The sequence below is a fragment of the Kitasatospora mediocidica KCTC 9733 genome (genome assembly GCF_000744225.1).
Taxonomy (GTDB): Bacteria; Actinomycetota; Actinomycetes; order Streptomycetales; family Streptomycetaceae; genus Kitasatospora; species Kitasatospora mediocidica.
The window spans coordinates 1,569,753-1,593,898 of record NZ_JQLN01000005.1; the positions used below are offsets into that span (position 1 = coordinate 1,569,753).

Here is a 24,146-nt window from a genome sequence, read left to right on the forward strand (position 1 = left end):
ACTCTCTCTCTCGTTCTCGAATGTGCGGGACCTGCGGTCAGCCCTGTGCCAGCAGCAGGGCCACGTCCTCGTCACTGAGCTGCTGCAGCTCCGCCAGGTCCCGTTCGAGCGACTCGTCGTCGGCCGTCGCCAGGTGCTGCAGCCGGACGGTCTCGGCGATCCGCTCGACCGTCAGCTCGCCGCTCAGCAGGTCGGCGATCGGCAGCTCCACCCCGAAGGCGGCCCGGACCCGGACGGTGATCCGGGTGGCCTGCAGGGAGTGACCGCCGAGCGTGAAGAGATCGTCCGTCACCGACACCTCGGGCAGCTCGAGAACCTCACGCCAGATGTCGGCCAGCTGGCGTTCGATCGCGTCGCGCGGGGCGACGTAGACGTCCTCGCGGCTCTGTTCCGGCTGCGGGAGGGCACGGCGGTCGAGCTTGCCGTTGACCCCGGTCGGCAGTTCGTCCAGCCAAACAAAGGCGGACGGGATCATGGCGGCGGGCAGCCGCTCCGCCAGGTACGTGCGCAGCTCCAGGGCGCCGGGACGGTCGGTACCGGCTCCCACCAGGTAGGCCACCAGGCTGAGGTCGCCGGCCGGGCCCTGGACGTCGATCGCGATGTCGCCGACCGCGGGGTGGGCGCCGAGGGCTGCCTCGACCTCGGACGGCTCGATCCGGTGGCCGCGGATCTTGACCTGGTCGTCCAGGCGTCCGAGGAAGTCGATGGTGCCGTCGGACGACCAGCGGACCCGGTCTCCCGTGCGGTAGAGCCGCTCGCCGGCGGCGAACGGGTCCGGCACGAAGCGCTCGGCGGTCAGCCCGGGACGTCCGAAGTAGCCGCGGGCCACCTGGACACCACCGATGCACAACTCGCCCGGCACGCCCGCCGGAACAGGGTTCGCGCGCTCGTCGAGGACGTACAGCCGCACCCCCGGCATCGGGCCGCCGATCGGCAGCCGGACCTTGTCGGTGGCGCCCGGAAGCACCGGGTACGCGGTGACGTCGATCGCGGCCTCGGTCGGCCCGTACAGGTTGTGCAGCTCCACGCCGGGCAGCAGGGCGTGGAAGCGTTCGGCGACGGCCGCCGGCAGTTCCTCGCCGCTGCAGACCACCCGGCGCAGCACGTCCGCGCAGTGCGCCGCGGACGGCTCCTCCAGGAAGCTGCGCAGCATCGACGGGACGAAGTGGCAGGTGGAGACCTGCTCGCGCCGGATGAGGTCGGCCAGGTAGGCCGGGTCCTGGTGGCCGCCGGGCCGGGCCAGCACCATGGTGCCGCCGACACTGAGTGGCCAGAACAGCTCCCAGCCCGACACGTCGAACCCGACCGGGGTCTTGTGCAGCACGGTCTCGCCCGGGCCCAGCTGGTAGCTGCGCTGCATCCAGTCGATCCGGTTGACCACACCGGCGTGCTGGTTCATCACGCCCTTGGGCCGGCCGCTGGTCCCCGAGGTGTGCAGGACGTAGGCCAGGCTGTTCGGCCGCGCGAGGGCCGGCGGGCGGGTGGTCGGGTGGTCCTCGGCGGCGCCCTCGTCGAGTCGCACGACGGTGAGTCCGGCGGCCCACGGCGCGTCCGTCATCACCTGGGCCAGCGCACCGTCGGCGAGCTCACCGGTCGTCAGCAGGACCGTGGGCCGGACGTCGTCCAGTTGGGCGGCCAGCCGGTTGGCCGGGTAGCCGGGATCCAGCGGGAGATAGCCGCTGCCGGACTTGAGGACACCGACCAGGGCGGCGACCAGCTCCGGCGTACGGGGCAGGCAGACCGCGACCGGCTGGTCGGGTCCGGTGCCGAGGCCGCGCAGCAGCCAGGCGATCTGGTTGGCCCGGGCCTCCAGGGCGCCGAAGGTGAGGTACTCGTGCTCGTCGACCACGGCCAGTGCCTGCGGCGAGCGGTCGGCCTGCTCCTCGAACGCCTGGTGCAGCAGCGCGGCGGGCGCCGGCTCGTGCCGCGCGCCGCTCAGCTCCTCCACGATCCGCCGCTGCTCGGCCGGCGCCAGCACCGGAAGGTCGGCGGCGGCCGTACCGGCCAGCCTCGGCGCGGCGTCGAGCAGCACCGTCAGGGCGTCCAGCAGGCGCTGGACGGACTCCTCGGCGAACAGGTCGGCGGCATAGACGGCGTTTCCGGTGAGGCTCCCGTCGGGCTGTTCGACCAGGTGGATCGAGAGCTCGAACTGGGCTCCCCGGATCGGCAGTTCGAACGGAGCGGCGCTGACCGCGCCGGCCTGCCAGGGGGCCAGCATGGTGTTCTGCAGGGCCAGCGCGACCCGGACCAGCGGCGCCCGGCCGCCGGCCCGCTCGGCACCGGCCAGCTTGACCATCTCGTCGAACGGGAACTCCTGGTGCGGGTAGGCGGCCAGGCACAACGTCCTGACGCGTCCGAGCAGTTCGCCGAACGACGGGGTGTCCGACAGGTCGACCCGCATCGGCAGGGTGTTGACGAACAGACCCAGCGCCTCGGCGGTACCCGGCCTGGTCCGGCAGGCGGCCGGCGTGCCGATCACGACATCCTGCTGCCCGCTCCAGCGGGACAGCACCGTCGCGAACCCGGCCAGCAGCACCATGTACTGGGTCGCCTTGCGGGCCGCGCCGTAGTTCTTCAGCCGACCGGCCTGCTCGGCGCTCACCGTGAACGGAAGGGCCGCGCCGCGCCAGGACTGCGTGCTGGGCTGCACGGCGTCGAGCGGCAGCTCCACCGCGCGCGCCCCGGACAGGGTCTCGGCCCAGAACGCCGCCGCGGCTGCCCCGTCCCCCTCGGCCGTGAGCTCGTAGGGACGGACCGGCAGGACGACGCCCCGCGCCGGCCGGCCGGCCAGCGCGTCCCGGTACGCCGAGCCGAGTTCGCGCAGCATCACGCCGAGCGACCAGCCGTCCAGAACGATGTGGTGGGCGACCAGGCCCAGGCACCAGTCCTCAGGGCCGAGCCGGACCAGCACCACCCGCAGCAGCGGGTCGGCCGCCAGGTCGAAGGGGGCCGTGGCCAGCTCGTTGATCACCTCGTGGCTGCGGCGTTCCCTGGCCTCGGGGTCGGGCTCGTCGCTGACGTCGACCACCGGCACGGTCAGCGGCTCGGCCGGCCGGGCGGTGGCCATCAGGGTGCCGTCCTCCGCGAGCTGGAACCCGGCTCGCAGACCGGGGTGCCGCGCGACCAGGCCACTGACGCACTCGGCCATCAGGTCGGGGTCGACCGGTCCGCGCAGCCGTGCTCCGCCGGGCATGTGGTACGCGTCGCCCGCGCCCATCTCCGCCAGCAGCCACATCCACTCCTGCGCCCTGGTGGCCCGGGCCGGCACACCGTCGTCGGTCAGCCAGACGGCTGCCGTGCCCTCGCCGGCGCCGGTCCCCGACGCCTGCCGGAGCTCGATCTCCCGGTCGAGCCCGTCGGTGCTGATCCCGTCGAGCAGCCGCTCGACCGACACCTCGGCACCGGTCGCCTGGTGCAGCGCGGCGGCCAGCCGGACAGCCCGCAGCGAGTCCAGGCCGAGCGCGACCAACGAGAGTCCCGGGTCGATCTCCTCGACCGGCAGGCCGAGCGCGGCGGCCACCGTCTCGGCGGTGCGCGAACGGGCCGAGCCCGGCCGCGCCGCGGTGGTGACGGCGACCCGCTGCAGACCGTCCGACAGCCACAGTTCACGGCAGGCGCTGCGGCGGATCTTGCCGCTGGTGGTGCGCGGGATGCTGCCCAGCCGGACCAGCACCACCTCACGCGGCGCCAGGCCGTGGTCGGCGGTCACCGCCTCGCGGACGGCGGCCAGCACGACCGGGGCGTCCTCGGGCTTGAAGCCCCGGGCCACCTCGTGCACCAGGACGATCTGCTCCTCGCCGCCCTCGTCCACCGAGAACGCGGCGGTGCGGGTCGGCTGCAGCAGCGGGTGAGCGCGCTCGGCGGTCTGCTCGATGTCCTGCGGGTAGTGGTTACGGCCCCGGACGACCATCAGGTCCTTGGTCCGGCCGGTGACGAACAGCTCGCCCCGGGACTCGAAGCCCAGGTCGCCGGTCCGCAGGAAGGTGCGGCCGGGGTGCTTCTCCAGGGTGGCCCGGAAGGTGCGCTCGGTCTCCTCGGCGTGTCCGAAGTACCCGGCGGTGACGGACGGGCCGCTGATCCAGATCTCGCCGACCTCGCCGGGGCGGCACGGCCGGCCGTCGGCGACCACCAGGACGAGGTCCTCGCCCTGCGGCGTGCCGCAGCTCACCAGCGACCACGCGGAACCCGAGGCGACCGCGGCCGGGGCCGCGAGCTCGGCCCGGCCCTGCGCCAGCGCCGTCCTGCTGAGGTCCATGACGCGCGGGGCACGGCCGGCCGCCGCCCCGCCGGTGGCGAACAGGGTGCTCTCGGCCAGCCCGTAGCAGGGGTGGAAGGCGTCGGGGCGGAAGCCCGCCACCTCGAACGCGGCGGCGAACTGCGCCATGGTGGAGCGCCGGACGGGCTCCGCGCCCATCATCGCGTGCCGCCAGCTGCTCAGGTCGAGGGCGGCCCGCTTCTCCTCGCTGATCCGCCGCACGCACTCCAGGTAGGCGAAGTCGGGTGCCGCCGAGACGGTGGCCCTGGTCCGGCTGATCGCCTCCAACCAGCGCAGCGGGTCGCGCAGGAAGCTCATCGGGGACATCAGGGTGGTGCGGAAGCCCGCGTACAGCGGCTGCAGGATGCCGCCGATCAGGCCCATGTCGTGGTACGGCGGAAGCCAGCTGACACCCCGGCTGTCCGGGCCGGCGCCGACCGCGCGGCTGATGGTCGCGGAGTTGTGCACCAGGTTGTCGTGGCGGACCATCACCCCCTTCGGGCTGCCGGTGGAGCCGGAGGTGTACTGCAGGAACGCCAGCGCCTCCGGTGCGGGGCCGGGGCCGTCCCAGTCGGCGGCCGCAAGCTCGTCGGTGATCATCCAGCCGGGCAGGGCGGCCGCCAGCTCCGGGTACCGCTCGGCGAGCAGGGCGGCGCTCGACGCGTCGCTGAGGGCCAAGGCCGCTCCGCAGTCGGTGGCGGCGGCGAGTACCGCCGTCATGCCGTGCCGTCCGGTCGGCAGGTGCACCGGAACCGCGACGGTCCCCGCGTACAGGCAGCCGAGGAACCCCGCGATGTAGTCCGGCCCCGGCGGGTAGAGCAGCAGCACGCGCTCCCCGCCCAGGCCGCGTTCGGCCAGCGCGGCGGCGACGGCCCGGGCCCGCTGGTCGATCTCCGCGTAGCTCAGGCTCGTCTCCCCGGCGTCGGTGAGGAAGTCGAAGGCCGTCAGGTCCGGCGTGTCGGCCGCACGGGCGCGCAGGATGTCGACGAGGGTCCCGCCACGGGGACGGAGCGGTGTGTGCACCGGGGTGCTCCTGGGGTAGCAGTGGCCGTACGCCGTGGCTGATCGGCCGGAACGGAAAGGGGGAGAAGTGGTCAGGCCCGGACGGCGGCGGCGCCGCAGGCCTGCACGAAGGCCGCGAACAGCGCGTCCTCGCACGCCACTTCGGGATGCCACTGGACACCGAGCACGAACCGCTTGGACGGGTCCTCGGCCGCCTCGGGCAGGTCGTCGTCGCTGTACGCGGTGACCCTGAGCGTGCCGGGGTCGGCGATGCCCTGATGGTGGTGCGAGTTGACGACGGCGCTGGGCCCGAACACCGAGGCGGCGATGCTGCCGTCGGCGAAGCGCACCGGGTGCGCGCCGAAGACGCCGGGCTCCGGGAGGTGTCCGCTGTGGCCGAGCACGTCGGGCAGGTGTTGGTGCAGGGTGCCGCCGTAGTGCAGCGTCAGCAGTTGCAGGCCCCGGCAGACCCCGAGGACCGGCAGGTCGCGCTCCAGCGCCCCCCGCAGCAGCAGGAGTTCACCGGCGTCGCGATCCAGGCTCGGCTCGTCCGTGCGCTGGTGGCGGGCGTGCCCGTAGCGGGCGGGGTCGATGTCCGCGCCTCCCGGCAGCAGCAGGCCGTCGAGGCGGTCGAGCACGTCGGCGTCGAGGTCGTCGGGGGGCAGGACCACCGCGCGACCGCCGTTCTCGGTCACGCCGCGCACGTACGACTGATGGATCAGCGTCGCCTGGGTGTCCCAGATGTCCCAGCGGGCCTGGGCGCGGTAGGCGGCGATGCCGATGACGGGACGGCTCATCGCTGCCCACCCCCGGCGTGCGCCAGCTCGGCCCGGTCGGCCGGCTGCGGCGCGGCGGTGGTGGTGCGCAGCGAGTCGGCGCAGAGTTCCAGGGCGTCCTGGAAGAGCGGGGAATCGCTGCCGATCGGTGCGCCGTACGGTGCGCGCGAGCGCAACGCCGCGATCCGGCGGGCGAGTTCGGGGGCGGGCACGGTGTCGTACACGGCGGCCGCGAAGACGTCCGCCAGCTCGGTGAAGTCCTCGCCGGTCAGGCCCTGGTAGGTGGCCTCGTTGAGGCCGATCCGGACGCCCTGGCCGGCGAAGCCGGGCAGCCCGGCCATGAAGTTCACCCGGATACCGGCGGCGAAGAGACGGTCGCTGGCGACCTTGGCCGGGACACCGTCCGCCTCGGGGTCCAGCCAGAGCTGGTGACCGCTGGAGTAGCCCCGGTCGGCCGCGACCACGGTCAGACCGCGTTCGGTGAGCAGGCCGCCGAAGCGCCGGGTGTTGCGCACGACCGCGTGGGCGTACTCGACGCCGCCGTGGTCCCGGAACTCCAGCAGCGAGATGCCCAGGCTGATGGTGGCGGCGAAGTGGTGGTTGCTGATCATGTAGTCCTGGGTCTCCCGCAGCCGCCGCTCGACCTCGCGGTCCCGGGTCAGCAGGACGGCCTTCTGCGGTCCGGGGAAGGTCTTGTGGGTCGAGCCGCCGAAGCTGTCCGCTCCCTCGTCCAGCGGGTTCGGGAACACCCCCGCCAGCACCAGGCCCAGCCAGTGGCTGGCGTCCACGTGGACGAGGGTCTCCGGGCTCGCGGCCCGGACGGTGGCCACCAGGCTCGCCACGTCCAGCGGGAACAGGCAGTGCGACTGGTCGACGTAGAGGAGGGAGGGGCGGGTGCGGGCCAGCAGCTCGGCCGCGTGCGCGAGGTCCAGCGAGTGCGGGTCGTCGCCGCGCAGGTACTCGACCCGCAGGCCGAGCCGTTGCGCGACGCTGGAGGTGGCGAAGTGGCCGCCGTTCTCCGGACTGATCGTCACCACGGTCGAGCCGGGCTCGCCGCCGAGGGTGGCCAGCAGCAGGGTCATCGCGTTGAGCCCGCTGAGCGGCCGTACGGTGACGTAGTCGGCCCGCCCGAGCTCCTCCAGCAGCGGGACGGTGAGGCCCATTTCGAGGTCCCGCAGGTGCTGGGCCCCACGGAAGTGCCAACCGGCCGGGTTGTCCGACTCGTTGAAGAAGTAGCGGTGGTAGGCGTCGAGCATCATCGGGAGCTTCGCGATGCCCGACATGGCCGTCTCGGACGGCACCATGCTGAGTGTCCGGCGGGCGTGGGCCTCGTTCTGCGCCAGCAGACGCATGACATCGCTCAGGGTCAGTTCCGAGTGCGGCATGACCGTTTCCTTTCCATCGTCGTCACGGGTCCGTGGGTCGTCACGGCTGGGCGTTCTCGGCGCTCAGGCGGGCGGCTGCCACCAGCACCTGGCCGAGCGCGATGCCACCGTCGTTGGTGGGCACCTGGCGGTGGACGTGCGCGTCGAACCCGGCGCGGCGCAGCTCCACCAGGCAGTTGACCAGGAGGAATTCATTGAGGAAGACGCCGCCCGAGAGCACGACCTGCCCGGTGGAGTGCGTCGTGCGGATCTCCTCGCACCGTTCGGTGACCATGGCCACCACGGCGGAGTGGAAGCGTCGGCTGATGGTCTCGGGGGCCGTGCCCCGGGCCAGTTCGGCCGCGATCTCCCGGACCACCGGCCTGGGGTCGATCTCGACGACACCCTCGCGTTCGGTCCGGCCGAAGGAGTAGGCGTGCTCCAGCCGCAGGTCGCGGCCGAGCAGTCCCTCCAGTTCGATCGGGCCCTGGGCCTCGTACTCCGCGTGGGAGCAGACGCCCAGGAGCGCCGCGACGCCGTCGAAGAGTCGGCCCATGCTGGAGGCGAGCGGGGTGTTGATGCCGCGCCGGACCATGGTGGTGAAGACGTGCCGGGCCTGGCTGTCCAGGGTGCGCAGTGCCGGAAAGGCGTCGTGCGCGGCGTCCGGGTCCCCGAACGCGTCCAGGGCCAGCGCGAAGCCCGTCCTGATCGGCTCGTGGACGGCCTTGTCGCCGCCGAGCAGCGGCACCGGCCGCAGATGGGCGGTGCGGTCCACCGCGGCGAACCCGCCGAGGAGGAACTCGCCGCCCCAGGTGGTGCCGTCCTCGCCGTAGCCGGCGCCGTCGAACACCACCCCGAGGGTCTGTCCGTCGAGCTGGTTCTCGGCCATGCAGGACGCCATGTGGGCGTGGTGGTGCTGTACCGCGATCACCTCCCCGGCCTGCTCGGCCTCCGCCTGCAGGTGGGAACGGAAGGACGGGTGCAGATCGCAGGCGATGACGCGGGGCGCCAGCTCGTAGAGGTCGGCGAGGTGGGCGGCCGTCTGCCGGTGGGAGGCGAAGGTCTCGTCGTTCTTCAGGTCGCCGATGTGCTGGCTGACGTACACCTCCCGGCCCGAACCCAGCGCCACCGTGGTCTTCAGTTCGGCGCCGTAGGCCAGGATCTGCGGCAGCTCGGCGGCCACCGGCACGGGGTACGGCGCGTAGCCGCGAGCCCGGCGGACGAAACTGACCAGCGGCTCGGCCAGCTCCGGGTGCACCGAACGGCGCACCACGGAGTCGTCCACCCGGATGTGGATGTCCCGGTCGTGGTGCAGGACGAGGTCCGCGACCTCGAACAGGTGCTCCAGCGCGTCCTCGTTGCGGAAGGCGATCGGCTGCCCCGAGACGTTGCCGCTGGTCATCACCAGCACGTCCAGGCCGGGCCGGTCCAGCAGCAGCGCGTGCAGCGGTGCGGAGGGGAGCATCACGCCGAGATTGGGATTTCGCGGTGCGATCTCCTCGGGCAGCACGCCGGGCCGCTTGCGCAGCAGGACGATGGGCCGGGCCGGAGAGTTCAGCAACTCTCCGTCCCCGGCGTCCAGTTCGACGAAGTCGGCGGCGGCCTCCAGATCCGCGACCAGCAGGGCGAACGGCTTGGAGTCGCGCTTCTTGCGCTTGCGGAGCAGCGCGACGGCCTCCGCGTTCCTGGCGTCGACCACCAGGTGGAAACCGCCCACGCTCTTGACCGCCACGATCATCCCGGCCGCCAGGGCGGCGGTGGTGGCGTCCAACGCCTCGTCCTCGTGGGACAGTTCGCCGTCCGGGTCGGACAGCGTGAGGCGCGGCCCGCAGGCGGGGCAGGCGTTGGGCTGGGCGTGGTAGCGCCGGTCGCGCGGGTCCCGGTACTCGGCGCGGCACGCGTCGCACATCTGGAAGGCCGCCATGGTGGTCTGCTCCCGGTCGTACGGCAGGTGCCGGATGAGCGAGTAACGCGGCCCGCAGTGGGTGCAGTTGGCGAACGGGTAGCGGTGGCGCCGGTCCGCCGGGTCGCGCACCTCGCGCAGGCACTCCACACAGACGTGGGAGTCCGGAGCGACGATGGTGGCGGCCCGGCCGTCCCGGACGCTCTCCCGGATCTCGAACCCGCCGGGTCCGTCCGCCGGCGCCGCCTGCCGGCTCTCGATCCGCACCTCGTTGACCCGGGCCAGCGGCGGGGCCTGGGCGCTCAACGCCTCGCAGAAGGCGTTGAGCACGTCGGTCGGCCCGCACACCAGGGTCTGCACACCGTGGTTGTCGTTGAGGACCCAGCCGGCCAGTGCGAGCCGCTCGGCCAGGTTGTGGACGAAGGGCCGGTAGCCCACGCCCTGCACCACGCCGTTGACCCGGACCAGCCACTGCTGGTTCTCCCCCGAAGGCACCAGGTCGGCCGCGACGGCGGCCTCGGTGCTGATGATCTGATGCACGGGACCGCTCCGATCAGCAGAGTCGCGGAAGTTCCGCGCCCTGCAGCTCCTCGATCGTGTTGACCCGGCCGTCGGCGCCGGTCATCTCGACGCCCTTCTCGGCCCGGTCGGTGACCTCTCCGATGACCACGGCCTGCCGCCCGTAGGGGTGCGCGTGCAGCGTGGCCAGGACCTCGTCCACGGCCTCCGGGGCGACGAAGAGGGCCAGGCAGCCCTCGTTGGCGGCGTTGATCGGGTTGATGCCGAGCATGTCGGAGGCCATCCGGGTGGCGAAGTCGATCGGCAGCGCCTCCTCCTCGATCGCCATGATCCGCCCGACCGCCGAGGAGTACTCGTGCAGGACGGCCGACAGGCCGCCGCGGGTGACGTCGCGCATCGAGTGCACCGCACCGCTCGCGACCACGGCGTCTAGCTCGCCGATCATGCCGTTCAGCGGCGCGCAGTCGCTGAGCACGTTGCTCTCGAAGCCCAGGCCCTCACGGACCGACAGCAGGTGCACCGTGTGGTTGCCGATCGGGCCGCTGAGGATGATGCGGTCGCCGGGGCGCACCGAGGACATCCTGAGCGGGGCGCGGTGGAAGACACCGACGCCGGTGGTGTTGAGGAAGATCTTGTCGGCCTCGCCGACGCCGACGACCTTGGTGTCGCCGGCGACGATCTTGACGCCGGCCTCCTTGGCGGTGTCCCGGACGGACTCCAGCACCTGGTGCAGGACCGACAGCGGCAGCCCGGTCTCCAGGATCATGGCCAGCGTCAGGTATTCGGGCTTGGCGCCGACCACGGCGAGGTCGTTGACCGTGCCGCAGACCGCGATCTTGCCGATGTCGCCGTTTCCGAAAATCGGCGGGTCGACGACAAAGGAGTCGGTGGTCAGTGCGATGTTGCCGGCCGGGACCGGCAGCATCGCACTGTCCTCCATTTCGCCGGTGTAGACATCACCGAGCACATCCACCACGAATTCGACCAGCTCCCGACTGAGTCGGGCCCCGGTGCCGTGGTCGAGGACAATCTTCTGATCCAGGAAGGACGTCGTACTCATTGGGAGCGAGGCTCCTCTTTCGGCGTAGGTGGATGGCTTGGTGCTCAGCGGGCCTCGGTCACGGAGTCTTGACGATCTTCCGCGGCAGGTGGCCCTCGGTGTCGAGCAGGCGCAGGATCTCGGCGGAGTCGACGACCGTGGCGCAGTAGCCCTCCAGCCAGTCCAGGGCACGGACCTTGTCGGCCTCCTGGGCGGAGACGACGCAGTCGCTGGGGATGTAGATGTTGTAGCCGCGGAAGAAGGCGTCGGCGGCGGTGGTCTGCACGCAGATCTGTCCCTGCATGCCGGTCACCAGGACGGTGTCCACGCCGAGCGCCTGGAGGCGCTCGTGCAGGTCGGTCTCGTAGAAGCCGCTGTCCTTGTTCTTCTCGATGAGGATGTCCGACTCGTCGAGGAAGACCGGCATGATCTCGGCGCCCTGGGTGCCCTTCTGCGACGGCAGCCGGCCCTCGTAGCGCTCGGCGTTCGGGTCGTCGGGCAGGTTGATGAGCTGCAGGTGGATGATGTGGTGCCCACGCTTGCGCATCTCGTTCAGGAAGCCCGAGAAGGCCGGCGTGGCCTCGGTGACGGCGTCGATGCGCTCCTGGTTCTTGTGCACCAGGTCGTACTGCAGGTCGTTGGTGAGAACGGCGACCTTGGCCATTTCGGATCTCCTCGGTACGAGAGTCTTGCCGGCCGCGGCGTTATTGCCGCGAGCAGCGCTTACGGAATGAATAGTGTTCGCCGGTGGGGCTCGGAAGAAGTCGGGGAAACCCCCGACAGTCACGACCCTGCGGCGGGATCGGGGATGCCGAAGACGCGGTTTTCCGGGTGTGCGGCCATTTCGGCCAACAGCTCGTGGTAATCCCGCATCAGCTCCTCGATCCGGCGCGCGGTGAACTGCTCGGTGCGGTAGAGCACGATGCAGTGCGCCCGCCGCGCGTCGTAGCGCAGCCGGACGCTCAGCGGGCGCAGCACGTGCCGGCGTTCGGGGACGACGGCCTCCAGCCGCAGGCCGCCGAGCGCCGGCGGTGTGTCCGTCTCGGCCTCGGCGGTGAACTGGACGTGGGAGAGCCGGGTCACCAGCTCCGGATCCGACAGGTGCGGTTCGAGCAGGTGCGGGGGCAGGTCGTGGCGGGCGAAGTCCTCGCCGGTGCGGGCCTTCACCTGCTCCAGCAGTTCGCGCAGGGTCGGGTTCGCGGTGAGGTCGGTGCGGATCACCACGTCGTTGGAGAAGTCGGCGACGAGATCGCGGACCTCGGTGGCATCCCGGTAGGAGATCGGTGCGCGGACGCAGACGTCCCGCTGGCCCGAACGGCGGGCCAGCAGCGCCTGGAAGGCCGCCAGGCCCACCGTGTAGAGGGTGGTGCCGCGTTCCCTGGCCAGGGCGGATATCCGGGTGTACAGCTCCGCCGGCATCGGCACGTCCAACCCGGCGCCCAGCGTGGACGGGGAGGCGGGCGGTTCCAGGTCGGTCGGCAGCACGGCCGGCTCCGCACCCGCCAGGCGCTCCAGCCAGTAGGCGATCAGCTCGGCGCCGCGGGGCCCCTCGAGCCGGGCCCGGTGCCAGGCCGCGAAGTCCGCGTACTGCACGGGGAGCGGGGGGAGCGGGTCCGGGTCGCCGGCGGCGGCAGCCGTGTAGCAGGCGGCCAGATCGCGCACGGCGACCTCGATGGTGCGCGCGTCGCCGATGATGTGATGAATCATCATGAACGCGATGTGGTCGTCATCGGCCAGCCGGACCAGGGTCAGCCGGGCCAGCGGTCCCCGCGCGAGGTCGAAGGGGCGTTCCCCCTCGGCCCAGACGAACGCGCCGAACTGCGCGAGCTCCAGCTCGACCACCTCGACGGGCAGCCGCAGCTGCGCCGCGACCACCTGGGTGAGCTGCCCGGACTCGATCCGCAGCGCACTGCGCAGGGTCTCGTGCCGGGCCACCACCGCGTCCCAGGCGTCCTGCAGCAGCGCCACGTCGAGCGCGCCGTGGATCCGCACCCCGGCCAGGATCACGGGGGCCGGGCCGGGGTCCCCCGCCAGGGAGTTCCACATGCCCTCCTGCGACACCGCGGCCCTGAACCGCAGCTCCCCGGCCCGGCGGGGCAGCACCCTGATGCCCTCGGCCTTGCCGGCGCCCCTGCGGCGGCGCAGCAGCGCCTCCTCCAGGCGGGCGCGCGCCGCCAGATCCGTCCTGTCCAGCTGTGTTCCCGTCATACTCCGATGGGATCAAGTCGCCCACCGGTCAGGGCAGTCAGGAGTATCCCCGACCACCCGGACCGGCGGGCGTCAGGCCGCCCTGGTGGCGGCCCCGGCGAGGGCCGCCGGGGTCAGCAGGCGGTAGACGTCGCGGACGGTCACGACTACCGCGCGCTCGCGCAGGAGACGCACGATCCGCAGCGCCAGCAGGGAGTTGCCGCCCAGGCTGAAGAAGTCGTCCTCGGGCTCCACCCCGGGGTGGAAGAGCTCACGCCAGACGGCGAGCACCTCGCCGAGGACCCCGGTGGCCGCGTCCACGGTCACCGCAGAAGCCTGCGCGGGTGCGGTCATGGGCGCGGGCAGCCGGGACTTGTCCAGCTTGCCGTTGACGGTCAGCGGCAGTTGGTCCACCCGGGTCACCGTCCCGGGCATCATGTACTCGGGCAGGATCCCCGCCACGTACCGCCGGACCTCCGCCGGCTCCGCGCCGTCGAGCACCAGGTACGCGTCCAGCCGGACGTTGGCGTCCTGGTCGCGGCCCACCACGACGGCCGCCGCGACGACCGCCGGATGACCGAGCAGGACGTTCCTGACCTCGCCGAGTTCGATCCGGTAGCCGCGGATCTTGACCTGGTCGTCCAGCCGGCCCAGATGCTCCAGCCCGCCGTCCGGCAGCAGGACACCCAGGTCACCGCTGAGGTAGAGCCGTCCGTCACCGTCCGGGTCCGCGACGAACCGACGGTCGGTCAGCTCGGGCTGACCGAGGTAGTGCAGGGCGAGTCCGTCCCCGGCCACCGCGATCTCGCCGGGTGCCCCGGGCGCCAGCAGGCGGCCGCGGCTGTCCAGGACTCTGAGCGCCCAGCCGGGGATCGCCCGGCCCACCGACCGGGAACCGGCCAGCGCCTCTGCCCTGGTGACGGTCTGTGCGGTGGTGTGCACGGTGGTCTCGGTGATGCCGAACATGTTGACCACCCGGCACTCGGACTCCGGGTGGGCGTCGAACCAGTCGGTGAGACTGCGGGTGTCCAGCGGTTCCCCGGCGAACACCACCAGCCGCAGGGCCAGCGGGGTGCGCCCCGCCCGCTCCAGCTCGAAGAGTCCGGCGAACGCGGAGGGCGTCTGGGTGAGGACGGTCACCCGCTCGCGCAGCAGCAGCGCGCGGAAGTCCTCGGGGGAGCGGCATGTCCAGTACGGGACGACGACCACCCGGCCGCCGGTGAGCAGACAGCCCCAGATCTCCCAGACCGAGACGTCGAAGGCCGCCGAGTGGAACCAGGGCCAGACGTCGGACGGGCCCAGGCCGAAGTCGTCCTCGGTGGCCGCCAGCAGGCTCGGCACATTGCTGTGCGGGATGACGACGCCCTTGGGCCGCCCGGTCGAACCGGAGGTGTAGATCACGTAGGCGGGATCCGCCGCCCCGACCCCGGTGGCCGGTGGCGTGGCGTCCTGGAGCTCCGCCAGCTCGGACAGCCGGGCGAGCGGCACCGCCACGCCCGGGTCGAAGGGCGAGGGCTCCTGCGAGTCGACCAGCACGATGCCGAGAGCGGCGTCCTGCGCGGTGTAGGCCAGGCGCTCCGCCGGGTAGGTCGGGTCGAGCGGTACGTAGGCGGCACCGGCGGTCATCACCGCCAGCAGCACGACGATCAGCTCGGAGGTGCGCTCCAGGCAGACGCCGACCCGGTCCCGGGGTGCCACCCCCAGGGCCCGCAGCGCGTTGGCCATCCGGCCGGCGCGCTCGGCGAGTTGGCCGTACGAGAGCGTGCTGTCGCCGTCGACCACCGCGATCGCGTCCGGGGTCGCCTTTGCCCGGGCCAGCACCTGCTCGTGCAGGGCGCCCGTGCGCTGGACGGCGGTGCGCGGGGTGCGGCCGAGCTCCACGATCCGGCGGCGCTCGGCCGCGCCGTGCACGTCGACCTCGGACAACGGCCGCTCCTGCGCCGACGTCGTCAACTCGGCTGCGACCTGGGCCAGCTGGCTTGCCAGGGTCCGGGCCGACGAGCCGGAGAACTCCCCGGGCCGGTGCCAGCAGGTGAGGACGGGACGGCCGGCGGCGTCGGGTGCGGCGTGCACGGTCACGGCGTGGCGCCGGTCCAGCGGCGGCCGGTAGTGCGTCAGTTCGGCGCGAGCGGGGTGCCGGTCGACGAGCAGCAGGACCCGGGTGCCCGGACCGTCGGGGAGTTCGGGCGTGACCGGGGTGGCGGCCAGGGCTCGGTAGGCGGCCACCGGCCGGTCCTCGTCCTGCTCCGCCGGCAGCGGTACGGTCCGCCCGTCGGCCAGCTCCAGCACCGGGGCACGCGAGACGAAGGTCCGGGCCAGCACGACCCCGAGGGTCGCTGCCAGCAGGTCTTCCCACGCGCCGGTCCGCAGGTCGGGCAGCGGGACGGGCAGCACGTCCACCGTGCTGTCGCCCGGCGGGGGAACGCGCCGGCCGGCCGCGGTGGCGTCCGGGTGCGCCGCGCCCAGCACGGCGTCGGCCAGCCGGTCCATCGCGGGGCGGTCGATCCGTGCGGGGTCCGCCGAGACGACGAGATCGCGGGCGCCGTCGCCGTACTCCAGCAGGACCAGCCGGGAGGGCGCGGCACCCAGGGGGGCGCAGAGCTCGTCGGCCAGGCGTCGGGTGGCGCACCCGCCGTCCGCGGGCCCGGCCACCGTCTCGGTCCAGAGCCCGGCGGTGGTGGGTACCGCGCCCCGCAGGGTGTCCGGCAGCCGGTACACAGCGGCATGGTGGGACGGACCGCGAACGCCGCCGTTCCCGAGGCTTTCCGATGACACGTCAATCTCCTGAAGAGCAGCGAAGGGGAGGGGTCTGGAAGGAGCCGGTCACCGGACGCCGTAACCGCCGTCGACCGTGACGACGCTCCCGGTGGCGGACCGCGACTCGTCCGTCGCGAGCCACACCACGGCTCCCGCCACGTCCTCGGCCTCCACCAGCCGGTTCGTGGGCTGCTGGGTGACGAACGCCTCCTCGTGCTCGGCCGGATCGAGGCCGATGCTGCGGCCGATCTCCGCCAGCATCCGGCCCTCGCCGGGCTCGCTGTCCCGGACGGAGCCCGGGCAGACGGCGTTGACCCGGACGCCGTAGGGCGCGTAGTCCAGCGCCGCGCCGCGGGTCAGACCGATCAGCCCGTGCTTGGCCGCGACGTACCCGGCGAAGTTGCGGTAGCCGACCAGGCCGCCGGTGGAGGCGATGTTGACGATGGAACCGGCCCGCCGGCCGACCATGTGGGGGCCGATCGCCTTGATCATCCGCCAGGCGCCGGTGAGGTTGGTGTCGAGCATCACGGCCCACTCGCCGTCCGTGACCTCGTGCACGATGCGGCCCGAAGGCGCCGCGATCCCCGCGTTGTTGACCAGGACGTCCACCCGGCCGAAGCGGGCCAGCGCTTCGGCGGCCACCCGGCCCGTGTCGGCGTCCGAGCGGACGTCCGCACGGACGGTCAGTGCCGCCGCACCCAGCTCCCGGCACAGCCGCGCGGTGTGCTCCAGCTGGCTGACCGAGGCCATCGGGTAGGGCACTTCGGGTATCTCGGCGGCGATGTCGACCAGCACCACGGCGGCCTGCTGCGCGGCCAGTGCGAGGGCAATGGCCCGCCCGACTCCGCGGCCCGCGCCGGTGACGACCGCCACCCGGCCGGCCAGCCGGTCGCCGGTCACGCCAGCGCTCCGAGGGCCCGGGCCGGGTCCACCGCGCGGCTGATCAGGTCCAGCAGCGCTGCGGGGGAGTCCACCAGATACATGTGGCCGCCGTCGATCTCGGCCGACTCGAAGGACCCGGTGGTCAGCTCCCGCCAGGCGGCGAGTTCGGCCGCCGACACCAGATCGTCGTCCCGGCCGCGCACGGCGAGGACGGGGACGTCCAGTGGCGTGCCTTCGTCATGCCGGTAGTTCTCGTGCATGGCCACATCGGTGCGCAGCGTCGGGAGCAGCAGGTCCCGCAACTCCGGTTCGTCCAGGGCGGGGTGGCGGTATCCGGCGATCCGGGCCACCCCTGCCACGAACTCGTCGTCGGGCAGCCCGGTGACCCGGCCGGCCCGCGGGGTGCCGGGCCGCTGCGACCCGCTCACCACCAGGGTCAGGGCGACCTCGGGAGCCAGCGCCGACAGCGCGCGGACACTCTCGTAGGCCAGCAGCGCGCCGTAGCTGTGGCCGAACACCACCACCCGCTCGACGCCGTTGATCGCGGTCAGCAGCTCGGGCACGATCACGTTCAGCAGGGAGTCCAGATCGGTGCACTCATCCTCGGCCAACCGCCGTTCGCGGCCCGGCAGTTGTACCGGCATGACGTGCAGATCCGAGCGGTGCCCGAGCCAGGAGTGGAAGAAGCCGGCCCCCGCCCCGGCAGGGGGGAAGCACAGCACCGCAGGATTCGACATGTCTCTCCAGAACGTTGGACTCGGGTACGGGTGGGGCCGGGGCGGGATCAGGCCGGGGACGGAGCGTCTTCGTCGAGGTCGCCCTCGGCGGCGAGCTGCTGGAGCGCCCGCCAGGCCACCTCCTCGACGGTGAAGTTGCCGTACAGCTGGCGAACGGCGAGGTCGAGACCGAACTCGTCCCGCAGCCGGGCCGTCAGCCGGACGGCTGTCAGGGACTGGCCGCCGAGGTCGAAGAAGTTGTCGTACACGCCGACGCGTTCCAGCTCCAGGAGTTCGGCCCAGATCCGGGCCACCTCCTCCTCCAGCGGGGTCCGCGGTGCCACGTACGGCACCGGGACCGCTGCCTGGGCGGCAGGGCCGCTCGGTGCGGCCGGCTGCTCGGTGGCGCGGGCGGCCGACGGACCGGACAGGCCCGGAACCCGCGAGAGCGGCAGCGCGGACCGCTCGGCCAGCCAGGCCCAGACCGCCAGCAGGTCGTCCGCCATACCGGCCACGGCGGCGGCGTCGAACCGGTCGGCGTCGTACTCCAGGACGCCGTGCAGCCCGTTTGCATCTGGCCGAAGGTCGAGGAGCAGCGCGGCCTTGGCGGCGCCCATGCCGACCGGAACCGGCTCGAACCGCAGGTCCGCGACCTGCCAGTGGTCGGGTCGGGTGCTCTGCAGCACCATCATCACCTGGTCGAGCGGAGCCCGCTCGCGAGATGCGCCGGGCCGGCCGGCGAGGTTCACCGCCTGCTCGAAGGGCAGTTCCTGGTGGTCGTAGGCACCCAGGCAGGTCGCCTGGACCCGGTCGAGCACCTCCAGTGCGCCCGGGTCGCCCGACAGGTCCACGCGCAGCAGCAGGGGGTTGACGAAGTAGCCGATCAGTCCTTCGAGTTCGCTGCGGTGCCGGCCCGAGACCGGGGAGAGGACCGTGATGTCGTCCTGCCGGCAGTGCCGCGCCAGCAGCACGTCGAACCCGGCCAGCAGCGCCATGAACAGCGTCGCGTTCCGCTCCCGGGCCAGCGTCTCCAGGCCCTCCCGCAGCGCGCCGGGGACGGTGAAGCGGTACGTGGCGCCGCGCGGCGCCGTCCCGTTCGCCGTCGGGGGAGCGGCGGGCAGCGTGAGCGGGGCGGCTCCCGTCAGGCGCTCGGACCAGTACGCCTTCAGTCGCCCGAGGTACCCGGCGCGCAGCGTCTCGCGCTGCCAGACCGCGAAGTCGGCGTACTGGATCGGGAGTTCCGGCAGTTCCAGGCTCTCCCCGGCGCGCTCGGCCGCATAGTGCAGCAGCAGTTCGCGCAGCAGGATCTCCGAGGACTCGCCGTCGGTGATGATGTGGTGCATCACCAGCACGGCGATGTGGTGCTCCGCGGACAGCCGCAGCAGCCGGAGCCTGAGCAGCGGGCCGGTGGCCAGGTCGAAGGGGGACTCGATCTCCTGCTGGACCAGGTCGTCCACCTGGTCCTCGCGGACCTCGGCCACCGGGATCTCCAACGGCGCCACGGGTCCGATCACCTGGACGGGCACCCCGCGGTCGAGCCGGAACACCGTCCGCAGGGCCTCGTGGCGGTCCATGACCGCGTTCAGGGCGCTGGTCAGGGCGGGCACGTCGAGCCGGCCGCGCAGCCGTACTCCCGCGACCACGTTGTAGGCCGAGCGACCGGGGTCGATCTGGTTCTGCAGCCACAGACTCTGCTGGGCGAACGAGGTGATGACCGCCAGGGTCTCCTCAGCCATCGGGAGCGGACCTCCTTGGTCGAGCGTGTTGGTGACGGGGGCTTGGGCGCGGTGGTCGGGGTCGTGTCAGCGCACCTGAACGGCATCCTGTGCGGTGCGCGGCGGCCGCGACAGTCGGGAGGTCCCCTGACTCATCGCCGCTGCGGGCGCCGTGGCAGAGTCGGTGCGGTTCAGGGGATGCGTGGGGGGCCGGTCCTGCTCGGTGGCGCAGGCCCACAGCCGACCGGGCCGCGGCGCTTCCCTCCGGTTCCACGGAGGTCACATGCAATTCCGCTCCATCCTCGACGCCGATCTCGATCGCGTCCTCGACTGGACCGTCACCGAGCCGGTCGCCTGGATCTCGGCCGACCGCTACCGCGAGGAGTCCGCCGCCGGCCAGTTCCGGCCCGAATGGACCTGGATCGCGCAGGAGGACGGCCGGGTGCTGGCCCGAGCGCTGTGGTGGGGCCGCTCCGACAGCGTCCACCCGCTCGCGCTGGACTGCCTCTCGGTGCACGAGTCGGTCGCCGATCCGGCCTCGTTGGCGGCCGAGCTGCTGGCCGCCGGCCACCGGGCCTTCACCGAGCTGGGCGCCACGGAGCTGCCCAAGTACACGGTGATGCTGCCCTCCGGCGGCCCGGACGTCTCCGACGACGCCGCTGCGAAGGCCCTCGCGGCGGCCGTCGGCTGGCGTGCGGAGGCCGCCGGCCGCGCCGGGCTCTCCGAGCGTCTGGAGCGCCTCCGGTTCGAGTGGACGCCGCAGGCGGGTACGCGCGAGCCGAGCGGACGGCTGGTCTTCACCCCCGAACCGGACGACGAGGCGATGGTCGCGGTCTTCCGTCGGATCGCCGAAGGGAGTCTGGACGCCGAGACGCTGGCCAACGTCGCGTCGATGGGCGTGGAGGAGGCGGCCCGCGACGATCTGGCCTTCTACCTCGACTGCCCGGGCGAGCGTGACTGGTGGCGCCTGGTGCACACCCCGGACGGCCGCCTGGCGGGCCTCGCCATCCCCTCCCGGACGCCGTACGGGCCCAACGTCGGCTACCTCGGCGTCGTCCCCGAGCTGCGGGGACAGGGCTTCATCGACGACATCCTCGCCGAGATCACCCGCTTCCACGCCACCGCGGGCGCCGAGCGCATCACCGCCACCACGGACTCGACGAACTTCCCGATGGCCGCCGCCTTCAGGCGAGCCGGATACCACCTCACCGAGACCCGGGTCGTCCTCTCCGCCCCCGGCCACTGACCAGCAGGTCACCGCGATCCCTCTCAGACACGGCCTAGGGGCGCGGGGACCCGTGCGACACCGGAAGCAGCCTCGGCACGGCTTCCGCCTCGTGCGGTTCCTCGCGCCCCTTGCGCGTGCTCCGGCCGGCTTGTCAGGGGTTCACCCGACTCCTGTCGGGGCGCTGCGGCGGACAGGATCAGAGCCGGTGGAGGCACGGGCAGGTCGTGCTCCCGGTCTATCGAAAGGCGGAGGTCCGTGTCCGAGCCGACCACGGCCAGCACCCTCCCGAGCGCTGTCGCCCGTGCGGCGAACGACCCGGCCTCAGCCCCGCAGGAAACCGCGCAGGAAACCCCGCAGGAAACCGCGCAGGAAACCGCGCAGGAAACCGCGCTGACCCGCGCGCTCAGCGAGCTCTCGCCGGAGCGCCGCGCGCTGCTGAGCCTGCGCCTGGCCCGCAAGCGGGCCGAGCAGGCCGCCGTCCCCCGGCTCCCGCGCACCCCCGGCACCAACCGCCATCCGGCGTCGCACGGCCAGGAGCGCCTGTACTTCCAGTACGAGCTGGCGCCCCAGGCGATCACCTACCTGCTGCCGATCGTGCTGCGGCTGCGCGGAGACCTGCGTGAGGACGCGCTGCGCTCGGCGCTGGCCACCGTGCTGGACCGGCACGAGGCACTGCGGACCGGCTTCGAGGTGGCCCCCGGGCAGGGACTGGTCCAGGTGATCAGCGCGCCCGGCGCGGTGGCCGTCGAGCTGCGAGCCGAGGAGGTCCGTGCGGACGAGGTGGACGCCCGGGTGCACGCACTGACCACCCGGCCCTTCGATCTGACGGACCCTTCGCTGCTGCGCGCGGCCCTGTGGCGCGTGACGGACGGCGAGCGGGCCGGCACCTGGGTGCTGGCCCTGTGTGTGCACCACATCGTGGTCGACGGCTGGTCGCTGGGCGTGCTCGTCGACGACCTGATGGAGGCCTACACCGCCGCGGTCCGGGAGCGTCCGGTGGACCTGCCCGAACTTCCGGTCCAGTACTCGGACTTCGCCGCTTGGCAGCGCGCGTCGAGCGGTGCCGACGACGCCCGGCGGCACGTCGCCTACTGGCACGACGCGCTGGCCGGTGCCCCGGAGCTGCATCTGCCCGGCGACCGGGCGCGGCCCGTCGAGCCGACCTTCCGGGGCTCGGCGGTTCCGCTGCCGCTCTCCCCCGAGTTGACCGAGCAGATCACCGCACTCGCCCAGTCCGAGCAGGCCACCCCGTTCATGGTGCTGCTGGCTGCCTTCGCCGTGGTGCTGCACCGCTGGTCCGGACAGCGCGACCTGGTCATCGGGACCCCCGTCGCCGGGCGTTCGCGGCCCGAACTCGAGCGGCTGGTGGGCTTCTTCGTCAACACTCTCCCGCTGCGGCTGGACCTCGACGACACCGTCTCCTTCCGGGAACTGTTGCGCCACACCCGCGTCCGCACCCTGGACGGCATCAGCCACCAGGACGTCCCATACGAGCGGATCGTCCAGGCGGCCGGTGACGAGCGGGCCGCCGGCCGCAGCTCGCTGCTGCACGTCATGCTGGCGCTGCGCAACGTGCCGTTCGGCCAACTGCGGCTGCCCGGGGTGGAGGTGGAGATCGTCGACCTCACCAGCTCGGGCGCCGACCTCGACCTGACACTGGAGTTCTCGCCGACCTCCGAAGGCGGCCTGTCCGGCTGGCTCGGCTACTCCTGTGACCTCTTCGACGAGGAAACCGCCACCCGGATCGCCGAGGCCCTGCACACGGTCCTGACGGCGGTCGCCACCGACGGCGACAGCACGCTGCGCGACCTGCCCGTGCTGTCCGCCGTCCAGCGCCGGCAGCTGCTGGCCATGAGCGGCCCGGCCTCGGCCGCGTGCCCGCCCCGGCTGCTCACCGACTGGTTCGCCGACCAGGTCGCCGCCGCCCCGGACGCCGTCGCCGTGATCGCCGACCCGGGCGACCTCGCCCAGCCCGCCCCCTGCCTGACCTACCGCGAACTCGACGAGCGCGCCAACCAACTGGCGCACTGGCTGCGCGAGTCCGGTGTGCGGACCGAGGACCGGGTCGGCCTCTGCCTGCCGCGCGGCCTGGACTTCGCGGTCGCCCTGCTCGGTGTTCTCAAAGCCGGTGCGCTGTACGTGCCGCTGGAGCCCGACCACCCCGCCGAGCGTCACGAGCAGCTGATCCGGGACGCCCGTACGGTCAAGGTGCTGGCTCTCGCCGAAGGCGTCGACCGCGTCCCGGTGATCACCCTGGACGGGCGGGACGCGCCGGTCGAGGTGGTGGCGCTCGACACCCTGGGCGAGGCGCTGCGCTCCCGGCCCGTGCAGCGCCCACAGATCGCGCTGACCCCGGACAACGCCGCCTACGTGCTCTACACCTCCGGCTCCACCGGCCTGCCCAAGGGCGTGGTGGTCCCGCACCGCGCGATCTCCAACCGGGTGCGCGAGATGATCGACTCGCTGGGGTTCGGCCCGGCCGACACCGTGCTGCACAAGACCCCGATCACCGCCGACCCGTCGCTCTGGGAGCTGCTCGTGCCGCTGCTCAGCGGCGCCCGGCTGGTCATGGCGGCTCCCCGGCGCAACACCGATGCCGGCTACGTGCACCAGGTGCTGACCCGTCACCAGGTCACGGCCTGTGACTTCGTGCCCTCGACGCTGCGGCCCGTGGTCGAGGAGCCGGGCTTCGCCGAGGCGGCCCGCAGCCTGCGCCTGGCCCAGAGCGGTGGCGAGGAGCTGACCGCCGAGTTGGCCGGCCGGTTCCTCGCGCTCGCCCCGCACGCCGACCTCTACAACTGCTACGGACCGACCGAGTCGACCATCGACGTGGCGATGCACCGGGTGCCGACGCCCGTCCCGCAGCCGGTGCCGATCGGCTCGCCGATCGCCGGGGTGAAGCTGTACGTGCTGGACGAGTTCGGCCGGATCCAGCCGATCGGCGTGGCCGGCGAACTCCTGATCGGCGGAGTGCAGTTGGCCCGCGGCTATCTGGACCGACCGGGCCAGACCGCCGAGCGCTACGTGCCGCACCCCTTCGCACCCGGCGAGCGGCTGTACCGGACCGGCGACCGCGCCCGTTGGAAGGCCGACGGCACCCTGGAGTTCCTCGGCCGGCTGGACCACCAGGTCAAGATCCGCGGCTACCGGGTGGAGCCGGCCGAGGTGGAGACCGCACTGCGCACCCACAGCGCGGTGGCGGAGGCCACCGTGCTCGCGGTGCCCGACCGGCGGGGAGAGTTGAGCCTGGCCGCCTTCCTCACCGTGGCGCAGGGCGAACGCGTGCCGAGCCCCGACCAGTTGCGCAGGCACCTGGGCCGGATCGTGCCCACCCCGATGATCCCCTCCTCGTACACCCTGCTGGACGTCTTCCCGCTGACCCCCAACGGGAAGGTCGACCGCGCCGCGTTGCCGTTGCCCGACGAGAGCGGCCCGGCCACCCGCGCCGCGCACGTACCGCCCTCGGACGACGTGCAGCGGGTGCTGGCCGGAGTCTGGGAGCAGGCGTTGACCTGTCAGGGGATCGGGGTCCACGACGACTTCTTCGACCTGGGTGGCCACTCACTGCTGGCGACCCTGGTGGTCTCCAACATCCGGCAGCTGTTCCGGATCGAGCTGCCGTTGCACTTCTTCATCGAGGCACCGACCGTCGCGGCCCTCGCCACGCTGGTGCGCGAGCAGGGCGGGCACAGCGGCATCGACATCGACCGGGTGGCCGCGCTGGTCCTTCAGGTCCAGCGGATGTCCGCCGCCGAGGTGGACGCCGGCCTGCGCGCCTGAGCCGCACCGCAGCCCCACCCCGA

Annotated in this window: 13 protein-coding genes; 2 read left to right on the forward strand and 11 right to left on the reverse strand. The window is 72.8% G+C overall.

The window, feature by feature from the left end; genetic code table 11:
• Positions 1-37: 37 nt before the first annotated feature.
• The 11 genes from BS80_RS20935 to BS80_RS20985 form a co-directional block, all read right to left on the reverse strand.
• Positions 38-5,278 carry a non-ribosomal peptide synthetase gene (locus BS80_RS20935; protein ID WP_035799582.1) on the reverse strand — a complete coding sequence of 1,747 codons (5,241 nt, stop codon included), beginning with the start codon at positions 5,276-5,278 and terminating at the stop codon, positions 38-40.
• A gap of 71 nt (positions 5,279-5,349) precedes the next feature.
• Positions 5,350-6,054 carry a gamma-glutamyl-gamma-aminobutyrate hydrolase family protein gene (locus BS80_RS20940; protein WP_035799585.1) on the reverse strand — a complete coding sequence of 235 codons (705 nt, stop codon included), beginning with the start codon at positions 6,052-6,054 and terminating at the stop codon, positions 5,350-5,352.
• The gene (locus tag BS80_RS20945; protein WP_063772024.1) at positions 6,051-7,418 is read right to left on the reverse strand and encodes a PLP-dependent aminotransferase family protein; all 1,368 of its coding nucleotides are present in this window, start codon (positions 7,416-7,418) and stop codon (positions 6,051-6,053) included. The genes BS80_RS20940 and BS80_RS20945 overlap by 4 nt, the downstream gene beginning before the upstream one ends.
• Positions 7,419-7,458: 40 nt before the next feature.
• The gene (gene hypF / locus BS80_RS20950; protein ID WP_232246547.1) at positions 7,459-9,840 is read right to left on the reverse strand and encodes a carbamoyltransferase HypF; all 2,382 of its coding nucleotides are present in this window, start codon (positions 9,838-9,840) and stop codon (positions 7,459-7,461) included.
• Between the two features lie 13 nt (positions 9,841-9,853).
• Complete coding sequence (gene hypE, locus BS80_RS20955) at positions 9,854-10,879, reverse strand: hydrogenase expression/formation protein HypE (protein WP_198045567.1); 1,026 nt, start codon at positions 10,877-10,879, stop codon at positions 9,854-9,856.
• A 58-nt stretch (positions 10,880-10,937) separates the two neighbouring features.
• Entirely contained in the window at positions 10,938-11,522 is a 585-nt protein-coding gene (locus BS80_RS20960; RefSeq protein ID WP_035799586.1) for an isochorismatase family cysteine hydrolase, read from the reverse strand.
• Positions 11,523-11,641: 119 nt separating this feature from the next.
• Positions 11,642-13,066 carry a condensation domain-containing protein gene (locus BS80_RS20965; protein WP_051966851.1) on the reverse strand — a complete coding sequence of 475 codons (1,425 nt, stop codon included), beginning with the start codon at positions 13,064-13,066 and terminating at the stop codon, positions 11,642-11,644.
• A 72-nt stretch (positions 13,067-13,138) separates the two neighbouring features.
• Complete coding sequence (locus BS80_RS20970) at positions 13,139-15,763, reverse strand: non-ribosomal peptide synthetase (protein ID WP_051966852.1); 2,625 nt, start codon at positions 15,761-15,763, stop codon at positions 13,139-13,141.
• A 105-nt stretch (positions 15,764-15,868) separates the two neighbouring features.
• The gene (locus BS80_RS20975; RefSeq protein ID WP_035799587.1) at positions 15,869-16,702 is read right to left on the reverse strand and encodes an SDR family oxidoreductase; all 834 of its coding nucleotides are present in this window, start codon (positions 16,700-16,702) and stop codon (positions 15,869-15,871) included.
• Positions 16,699-17,421: a thioesterase II family protein gene (locus tag BS80_RS20980; RefSeq protein ID WP_035799588.1), complete on the reverse strand. Its 723-nt coding sequence runs from the start codon at positions 17,419-17,421 to the stop codon at positions 16,699-16,701. The genes BS80_RS20975 and BS80_RS20980 overlap by 4 nt, the downstream gene beginning before the upstream one ends.
• 47 nt (positions 17,422-17,468) lie before the next feature.
• The gene (locus BS80_RS20985) at positions 17,469-19,136 is read right to left on the reverse strand and encodes a condensation domain-containing protein (RefSeq protein ID WP_035799591.1); all 1,668 of its coding nucleotides are present in this window, start codon (positions 19,134-19,136) and stop codon (positions 17,469-17,471) included.
• A gap of 262 nt (positions 19,137-19,398) precedes the next feature.
• Here BS80_RS20985 and BS80_RS20990 point away from each other — a divergent pair, with 262 nt between their 5' ends.
• Complete coding sequence (locus BS80_RS20990) at positions 19,399-20,361, forward strand: GNAT family N-acetyltransferase (RefSeq protein WP_035799592.1); 963 nt, start codon at positions 19,399-19,401, stop codon at positions 20,359-20,361.
• Positions 20,362-20,598: 237 nt separating this feature from the next.
• On the forward strand, positions 20,599-24,123 hold the full coding sequence (locus tag BS80_RS20995) for a non-ribosomal peptide synthetase (protein ID WP_198045568.1): 3,525 nt from the start codon (positions 20,599-20,601) through the stop codon (positions 24,121-24,123).
• The last annotated feature ends 23 nt before the right edge of the window (positions 24,124-24,146 follow it).